Origin of the sequence: Kitasatospora sp. NPDC059571 (assembly GCF_042735675.1) — a bacterium.
Taxonomy (GTDB): domain Bacteria; phylum Actinomycetota; class Actinomycetes; order Streptomycetales; family Streptomycetaceae; genus Kitasatospora.
In genome coordinates, this window is sequence record NZ_JBHWBW010000266.1 from 1 (window position 1) to 9,517 (window position 9,517).

1 protein-coding gene is annotated in these 9,517 nt (G+C 76.8%); it reads right to left on the minus strand.

What is annotated here, in order from left to right; all coding sequences use genetic code 11:
- Positions 1–9,366, minus strand: a 9,366-nt coding sequence (locus ACFV0G_RS25345; protein ID WP_380552236.1) for a type I polyketide synthase, incomplete at its 3' end; no start/stop codon positions are given.
- Positions 9,367–9,517: the final 151 nt, after the last annotated feature.

Below are 9,517 nucleotides of genomic sequence, written 5' to 3' on the forward strand. Positions count from 1 at the left end.
GTACGTGACGACCACGAGGCGGGCTTCGGCGAGGGCCGGCCGGTCGAGCCAGCCCTGGGCGAGCGCCAGGGCCCGGTGGACGGCGGTGCGGACGGTGTCGGCGGACGACCGGTCCGCGTCCACCGTCGGGAGCGGGGTGCCGAAGGGGGCGAGCACGAACCCGGGCGCCGGGGCGCCCGCACCGACGGCGGCGGCCAGGGCGGCGAGGTCCGGGTACGCCTCGGCGGCGATTCCGGCGGCCCGCAGGCTCCGGTGCAGCTCCTCGGCCGCGTCGGCCTGCCCGGGGGCGCCGATGACGGCCGGCGCGGCGGCCGGAAGGTCGGCGCCGTCCGGGGACAGCGGTGCCCACGCGACCTCGAACAGGTCGTCGTGGTGGCTGGCGCGGGTGCCGCGCAGCTGGTCGGCGGCGACCGGGCGCAGCAGCAGCGAGTCGACGGTGGCCACCGGACGCCCGGTGGCGTCGGCGAGCGCGAGGGCGATGGTGTCGGTGCCCTGCGGGGTGATCCGCACGCGGAGCGCGGTCGCGCCGACGGCGTGCAGGGACACGCCCGACCAGGAGAACGGCAGCCGGCCCCGGTCGCCGCCGCTGCCCTGCAGGAAGGTGCCGTGCAGGGCGGCGTCGAGCAGCGCCGGGTGGAGGCCGAACAGGCTGCCCTCCGCCTCGGCCGTCGTCGGCAGGGCGACCTCGGCGAAGATCTCCTCGCCGAGCCGCCAGGCGGCGGTCAGGCCCTGGAACGTGGGCCCGTACGCGAAGCCGCCCGAGGCCAGCCGCTCGTACAGCCCGTCCACCGCGACCGGCTCCGCGCCGGGCGGGGGCCACTCGGTGAGCTGGGCGGCCGGGTCGCCCTCGGCATCGGCGGCAGGGACGGCGGCCAGGGTGCCGCCGGCGTGCCGGGTCCACGGCTCGTCGGGATCGGCGTGTTCGGGCCGGGAGTACAGGCTGACCGGCCGGCCGGCGTCCTCGGCGGCGGCGCCCACCCAGAGCTGGAACTGCAGCGCCTCGGTGCCGGGCAGCACCAGGGGCGCCTCCAGCGTGAGTTCCTCGAGCCGCGCGCAGCCGACCTGCTCGCCGGCCCGTAGGGCGAGCTCCACGAAGGCAGTGCCCGGCAGCAGCACGGTGCCGGAGACGGCGTGCTCGGCCAGCCACGGGTGGGTGTCCAGCGCGAGCCGCCCGGTGAACAGGTAGCCGTCGGACTCGGCGAGCGGAGCGGCGGCGCCGAGCAGCGGGTGCTCCGGCGCGACGAGGCCGGCCGACGCCACGTCCGCGCCCCAGAGTGCGGGCGCCTCCAACCAGTACCGCTCGCGCTGGAAGGGGTAGGTCGGCAGGTCGATACGGCGCGCGCCCGTCCCGGCGAGGAGGGCCTGCCAATCCAGGGCCGTGCCGCGCACGTGGAGCCGGGTGAGCGCGGTGGTGAAGCTCAGTGGCTCGGGGCGGTCGCGGCGCAGGGCGGGGGTGAGGACGGCGTTACCGTCCTCGGCGAGGCACTGCTGCGCCATGGCGGTCAGCGTGCCGTCCGGTCCCAGTTCCAGGAACGTCCGCACGCCCTCGGCCTCCAGTGCGCCGACGGCGTCGGCGAAGCGGACGGCCTCCCGCACATGCCGCACCCAGTGCTCGGGGTCGGTGAGCTCGGTGGTGACGAGTGCGCCGGTGAGGGTGGAGACGATCGGGATCCGCGGCTCGGCGAAGGCCAACTCCTCAGCCACGGACCGGAAGTCCGCCAGCATCCCGTCCATCAGCGGCGAGTGGAAGGCATGGCTGACCGTCAGCCGCTTCGACCTGCGCCCGGCCAGCTGCCCGACCACGGCCAGGACCGCGTCCTCGGCGCCGGAGATCACGACCGAGGTCGGCCCGTTGACCGCCGCGATGCCAACGGTCTCGGTCAGCAGCGGCAGCACCTCCGCCTCGGACGCCTCCACCGCCACCATCGCGCCACCACGCGGCAGCGCCTGCATGAACCGACCCCGCGCCGCCACCAGCCGCGCAGCATCCGCCAGCGAGAACACCCCGGCAACGTGCGCGGCGGCGATCTCACCGATCGAATGCCCGGCCAGGAAGTCGGGCCGCACACCCCACGACTCGACGAGTCGATAGAGCGCGACCTCCAGCGCGAACAGCGCCGGCTGGGTGAACCCCGTCTCGCCGATCAGCTCCGCATCCGCGACCGCCTCACGCAACGGCCGTTCCAGCAGCGGATCCAGCTCCGCACACACCGCGTCGAACGCCGCCGCGAACACCGGGAAGGCCCCGTACAGCTCGAAGCCCATCCCGACCCGCTGACTGCCCTGACCCGCGAACAGGAACGCCGTCCGGCCACCGGTCACCGTGCCCTCGGCCCGGGCGGAGCCGCCGCGGGCAAGGGTCGCCAGGCCGTCGAGGAGTTCGGTGCGGTCGCTGCCGATGACGGCGGCCCGCCGATCGAGACCGGTGCGGGTGGTGGCAAGGGAGAGGGCGACGTCGGCAGGCTGCCAGGTCGGATCCTCCGCCAGCCGCCGGTGCAGGCGGTCGGCCTGCTCGATGAGGGCCTCGCCGGTCCTGGCCGAGAGCACCCAGGGCACCGTGACACCCGTGCTCGGGACGCCCTCGGTCGGCTCGGCAGCCGGCTCGGCGCCCGGCTCCTCGGGGGCCTGCTCGATGATGGCGTGCGCGTTGGTGCCGCTGACGCCGAACGAGGAGATGCCGGCGCGGCGCGGTTCGCCGGTCTCGGGCCACGCCCGGGCCTCGGTCAGCAGTTCGACCGCCCCGGCCGTCCAGTCGACGTGCGGCGAGGGCTCGTTGACGTGCAGGGTCTGCGGCAGGACGCCGTGCTGCATCGCCATGACCATCTTGATGATGCCGGCCGCACCGGCGGCGGCCTGGGTGTGGCCGAGGTTGGACTTGATCGAGCCGAGCCAGAGCGGCCGGCCGGCGGCGCGGCCCTGCCCGTACGTGGCGAGCAGCGCCTGCGCCTCGATCGGGTCGCCGAGGACGGTGCCGGTGCCGTGCGCCTCGACCGCGTCGACCTGGGTCGGCGCGAGGCCGGCGTTGGCCAGGGCCTGCTGGATGACGCGCTGCTGGGAGGGGCCGTTCGGGGCGGTGAGGCCGTTGGAGGCGCCGTCCTGGTTGACGGCGGTGCCGCGGACGACGGCCAGCACGGGGTGCCCGTTGCGGCGCGCGTCGGAGAGCCGCTCGACCAGGAGCATGCCGGCGCCCTCGGCCCAGCTGGTGCCGTCGGCGGCGGCGGCGAACGACTTGCAGCGGCCGTCGGCGGCGAGCCCCCGCTGGCGGCTGAAGTCGACGAAGGTGTCGGGGGTGGACATCACGGTGACGCCGCCGGCCAGCGCGAGCGAGCACTCGCCGCTGCGCAGCGACTGCACGGCCAGGTGCAGGGCGACCAGCGAGGAGGAGCAGGCCGTGTCGACGGTGACGGCCGGGCCCTCCAGCCCGAAGGTGTAGGAGACGCGGCCGGAGGCGACGCTGCCGGAGCTGCCGGTGCCGAGGTACCCCTCGACGCCCTGCGGGATGGCGGGCAGCCGGGAGACGTAGTCGTGGTACATCACGCCGGCGAAGACGCCGGTGCGGCTGCCCTTGAGCGAGGCGGGGTCGATGCCGGCCCGTTCGAAGGCCTCCCAGGCGGTCTCGAGCAGCAGGCGCTGCTGCGGGTCCATGGCGAGGGCCTCGCGCGGGTTGATGCCGAAGAACGCGGCGTCGAAGGCGGCGGCGTCGTGCAGGAAGCCGCCCTCGCGGGCGTAGGAGGTGCCGGGGCGCTCCGGGTCCGGGTCGTAGAGGGCGTCGAGCGGCCAACCGCGGTCGGTCGGGAAGGCGGAGACGCCGTCGCCGCCGGCGGCGACCAGCTGCCACAGCTCCTCGGGCGTGGTCACCCCGCCGGGGTAGCGGCACGCCAGGCCGACGATCGCGATCGGGTCGTCGTCGAGGACGGCCGTGGCGGCGGGGGTCGCGGCGGCGGGGGCGGCCGAGCCGGCGAGCCGGGTGTCGAGGTGGCCGGCGAGGGCCTGCGGGGTGGGGTAGTCGAAGACGAGGGTGGCCGGCAGCCGCAGGCCGGTGGCGGCGGTGAGGCGGTTGCGCAGCTCGACGGCGGTGAGCGAGTCGAAGCCGAGTTCCTTGAAGGCGAGGGCGGGTTCGACGGCGTCGGCACCGGTGTGGCCGAGGACTGCGGCGACCTCGCCGGTGACCAGGTCGAGCAGGGCCCTGGCCCGTTCGTCGGCGGGCAGGGCGGCGAAGCGGTGGCCCGGCTCGGCCGTACCGGTGCCGGCGACGGTCCGGGCTTCCGGGCGGGCGGAGGCGCGGACCAGGCCGCGCAGCAGGGCGGGCAGCGCCGGGGAGGCGGCCCGGCCCCGGAGCCCTGCGGTGTCGAGCCGCATCGGCACGTAGCCGGGGCCGCCGAGGGCGGTGGCGGTGTCCAGCAGGGCGAGGCCCTCGGCGGAGGACAGCGCGGCGACGCCTGCGCGGCTGATGCGCTGCAGGTCGGCGGAGTCCAGGGTGCCGGTCATGCCGCTGCGTTCGGCCCACAGGCCCCAGGCCAGCGAGGTCGCGGGCAGCCCGCGGGCCTGCCGGTGGTGTGCGAGTGCGTCCAGGAAGGCGTTGGCGGCGGCGTAGTTGGCCTGGCCGGGGCCGCCGAGGGTGGCGGCGGCGGCCGAGAACAGCACGAAGGCGGCGAGGTCGTGCCCGGCCGTCAGCTCGTGCAGGTGCCAGGCGGCGTCGGCCTTGGGCCGCAGCACGGTGGCGAGGCGCTCGGGGGTGAGCGCGTCGACGATGCCGTCGTCGAGGACGCCCGCGGTGTGCACCACGGCGGTGAGCGGGTGCGCGGCGGGGATGTCGGCGAGCGCCCGGGCGAGGGCGTCGCGGTCGGCGGTGTCGCAGGCGGTGAGGGTGACGGCGGCGCCGGCCTCGGCGAGTTCGGCGGCGAGTTCGGCGGCGCCGGGGGCCTCGATGCCGCGCCGGGAGAGCAGCAGCAGGTGCCGGGCGCCGTGCTCGGCGACCAGGTGACGGGCGACGAGGGTGCCGAGGGTCCCGGTGGCGCCGGTGACCAGCACGGTCCCGTCGGGGTCGAGGGCGGCGAGGCCGGTCGCGGCAGCCGCCGGGGCGAGGTCGCCCGCCGTCCGGGTGAGGCGGGGGACGTGGAGGGCGCCGGCCCGCAGGGCGAGCTGCGGTTCGTCGGCGGTGAGGGCGGCGAGCAGGCGGTCGGCACTGGCCGGGTCCTCGTCCAGGTCCGCGAGGACCAGACGCCCGGGGTGCTCGGACTGGGCGGAGCGCACCAGGCCCCAGACGGTGGCGGCGGCCAGGTCGGTGACGTCCTCGCCGGGGTGGACGGCGACCGCGCCGCGGGTGGCGAGGACGAGCCGGGCGTCGGCGAGGGCGTCCTCGGCGAGCCACTGCTGCACCAGGGCGAGGGCCCGGGCGGCGACCTCGTGCGCGGCGCCGGGCGGGTCCTCGGCGCCCGGCTCGCCGGCGGCGGGGCCGGTGAGGAGGGCGACGACGGTGTGCGGCGCCTCGGCGCCGGCGCGGACGGCGGCGGCGAGCCCGGCCGGCCCGGGGTGGACCGGCAGGGCGAGGGCGGCGGCCAGGCCCGCTCGGTCGGTGTCGAGCAGGGCCCAACCGGTGGTGGCGGGCTCGCCGGGGGTGGCGGGCTGCCAGACGACGGTGAACAGCGACTCGTGGTGGACGGCCCGGGCGGCGTGCACCTGGGCGGCGGTGACCGGGCGCAGCAGCAGCGATTCCACGGCGGCCACGGGCGCACCGGTGGTGTCGGCGACGGTGACCGCGACGGCGTCCTCGCCGGCCGGGGCGAGGCGGACGCGCAGGCGGTCGGCGCCGGAGGCGTGCAGGGTGACGCCGCGCCAGGCGAACGGCAGGCGCCCGGACTCGCTGGGCGCGAGCAGGCCCCCCATGCCGACGCCGTGCAGGGCGGCGTCGAGCAGCGCGGGGTGGAGGCCGAAGTGGCGGGCGTCGGCGCGGTGCGGCTCGGGCAGGCGGACGTCGGCGTAGATCTCGTCGCCGAGCTGCCAGGCGGCGGTGAGGCCCTGGAAGGCCGGGCCGTAGCCGAAGCCGGCGTCGGCGAGGTAGTCGTAGAGGCCGTCGACCGGGACCGGGGCGGCGCCGGCGGGCGGCCAGCTGTCCGCGCCGAGCGGTTCGGCGGGGCGGTCGTCGGCGGGCGGCGCGAGCAGGCCGGTGGCGTGCCGGGTCCAGGCGTGATCGGCGGTGGGTGCGGCGCCGGTGGCGGCGTCGTCGGGCTCGGGCCGGGAGTGCAGGGTGAACGGGCGGGTGCCGGTGGCGTCCGACTCGCCGACGGCGAGCTGGATCTGCACGGCGCCGTGCTCGGGGAGCACCAGCGGGGCCTGGAGGGTGAGTTCGGCGAGGTGCGGGGCGCCGACGTGGTCGCCGGCCCGGACGGCGAGTTCGACGAAGGCGGTGCCGGGCAGCAGCACGGTGCCCATCACGGCGTGGTCGGCGAGCCAGGGGTGGGTCTGCTGGGAGAGCAGGCCGGTGAAGAGCACGCCGTCGGCGTCGGCGAGGGCGACGGCGGCGCCGAGCAGCGGGTGGTCGGCGGCGCCGAGTCCGGCGGAGGTGACGTCGACCGGCCAGCCGGCCGGCGGCTCCGGCCAGTGGCGGCGGCGCTGGAAGGCGTAGGTGGGCAGGTCGATCCGGTGGCCGCCCCAGGTGCGGCCGACGGCGTGCCAGTCGGGCGTGGCGCCGTGGACGTGGGCGCGGGCGGCGGCGGCCAGCACGTTCGCCGCCTCGGGGCGGCCGACGCGCAGGGCGGCGATCAGTGCAGCGGGCGTGCCGTCCGCGTCGAGGCTCTGCTCGGCGAGGGCGGTGAGCACCCCGTCGGGTCCGACCTCCAGGAAGGTGGTGACGCCGCCGGCCCGGAGGCGGTGCACGGCGTCGTGGAAGCGGACGGCCTCGCGGACGTGCCGCACCCAGTACTCGGGGTCGCGGACCTCCTCGGCGGAGAGCGTGTCGCCGGTGACGGTGGAGACGATCGGGATCCGCGGCACCTCGTAGGCCACCTGGGCGGCGACGGCGCGGAAGTCGTCGAGCATGCCGTCCATCAGGGGTGAGTGGAAGGCGTGGCTGACGGTCAGCCGCTTGGTGCGGCGGCCGTCGGCGGCGAGCTTCTCGGCAAGCTCGACCACGGCGGTCTCGACGCCCGAGACCACCACCGAGGTCGGCCCGTTGACGGCGGCGATGCCCACGCCCTCGACCAGCAGCGGCAGCACCTCGTCCTCCGCCGCCTCGACGGCGACCATCGCGCCGCCGGGAGGCAGCGCCTGCATCAGCCGGCCGCGGGCCGCCACCAGCTTCGCCGCATCGGTGAGCGAGAACACCCCGGCGACATGGGCGGCGGCGAGCTCGCCGATGGAGTGGCCGGCGAGGAGGTCGGCGCTCAGGCCCCAGCTCTCCAGCAGGCGGAACAGCGCCACTTCGAGCGCGAACAGCGCGGGCTGGGCGTACGCCGTCTCGTTGACCAGGGCCGGGTCGGCGATCGCCGCGCGCAGCGGTCGGTCCAGCAGCGGGTCGAGCTCGGCGCAGACCGCGTCGAACGCCTCCCGGTACGCCGGGTACGCCGCGTACAGCTCCTCGCCCATGCCTGCGCGCTGGCTGCCCTGGCCGGTGAAGAGGAAGGCGGTGCGGCCCTCGGCGACCGCGACACCCTGCACCAGCTGCGGTGCGGTGGCGCCGGCGGCCAGCGCGTCCAGGCCCGCCAGCAGTTCGGCGCGGTCGGCGGCGAGCACGGCGGCCCGGTGGTCGAGCGCGGCTCGTCCGGTGGCGAGCGAGTGCGCGAGGTCGGCGGGGGCGGGTGCGGGCACCGTGTCCAGGTGGGCGCGGAGGCGGGCGGCCTGGGCGCGCAGGGCCTCGGCGGTCCGACCGGAGACCAGGTACGGCAGCACGGCGGGCGGCGCCGGCGTGTCGAGCGTGTCGCCGGCCCCGAGTGCGTCGGTGACCCCGGGCGTGCCCGTGGTGCCGGGCGCGTCGGTGGTGGCCGGGGCGGGGGCCTGTTCGATGATGGCGTGCGCATTGGTGCCGCTGACGCCGAACGAGGACACGCCCGCGCGGCGCGGCTCGCCGGTCTGCGGCCACTCCCGGGACCGGTCGAGCAGGCGCACCCCGCCGGCCGCCCAGTCGACGTGTGGGGAGGGCTCGTCCACGTGCAGGGTCTGCGGGAGCACGCCGTGCTGCATGGCGAGCACCATCTTGATGATGCCGGCGACACCGGCGGCGGCCTGGGTGTGGCCGAGGTTCGACTTGACCGAGCCGAGCCAGAGCGGCTGCTCGGCCGGGCGCTCCAGCCCGTAGGTGGCGAGCAGGGCCTGCGCCTCGATCGGGTCGCCGAGGACGGTGCCGGTGCCGTGCGCCTCGACGGCGTCCACCTGGGCCGGGGTCAGCCCCGCGTCGGCGAGGGCCTGGCGGATCACCCGCTGCTGGGAGGGCCCGTTGGGCGCGGTGAGGCCGTTGGAGGCACCGTCCTGGTTGACGGCGGAGCCGCGGAGCACCGCCAGCACCGGGTGGCCGTTGCGGCGGGCGTCGGAGAGCCGCTCCAGCAGGAGCATGCCGACGCCCTCGCCCCAGCCGGTGCCGTCGGCGGCCGCGGCGAAGGACTTGCAGCGGCCGTCGGGCGCCAGGCCCCGCTGGCGGCTGAACTGCACGAACGCCCGCGGACTGGACATCACGGTGACGCCGCCGGCCAGCGCGAGCGAGCACTCGTGCTGGCGCAGCGCCTGCGCGGCCAGGTGCACGGCGACCAGCGAGGACGAGCAGGCCGTGTCGACGGTGACGGCCGGCCCCTCCAGGCCGAAGGTGTAGGAGAGGCGCCCGGAGAGCACGCTCGCCGCGTTGCCGGTCAGGGTGTAGCCCTCGATGCCCTGCGGCACCTGGTGCAGCAGGTCGCCGTAGTCCTGGCCGTTGGTGCCCGCGAAGACGCCGGTGCGGCTGCCCTTGAGCGAGGTCGGGTCGATGCCGGCGCGCTCCAGCACCTCCCAGGAGGACTCCAGCAGCAGGCGCTGCTGCGGGTCCATGGCGAGCGTCTCGCGCGGGCTGATGCCGAAGAACGCCGCGTCGAACTCGGTGGCGTCGTAAAGGAATCCGCCCTGCCGGGTGTAGCTGGTGCCCTGCTGGTCCGGGTCGTCGTCGAAGAGCGCGTCGGTGTCCCACCCGCGGTCGGCCGGGAAGTCGCCGATCGCGTCGCGGCCCTCGGCCACCAGCTGCCACAGGTCCTCGGGCGAGTTCACCCCGCCCGCGAACCGGCAGCTCATCGACACCAGGGCGATCGGCTCGGATTCGCCCGCCTCCGCCTCGCGCAGCCGCTGACGGGTCTGGTGCAGATCCGCCGTGACGCGCTTCAGATAGTCGAGGAGCTTTTCCTGGGACACTGTGGAACCTCACCCTGTTGATGACGGCCGGCCTTGGTGGCGGCGGTCCTTGATGGCTTCAGGTGGTTGCGGGCCGTACGGGGCCCTGCCGTGCGGGGCGGGCCGGGGCGCCCGGGGGGGGCGGGGGGGCGGGGGGGGCGCGCACACCCCC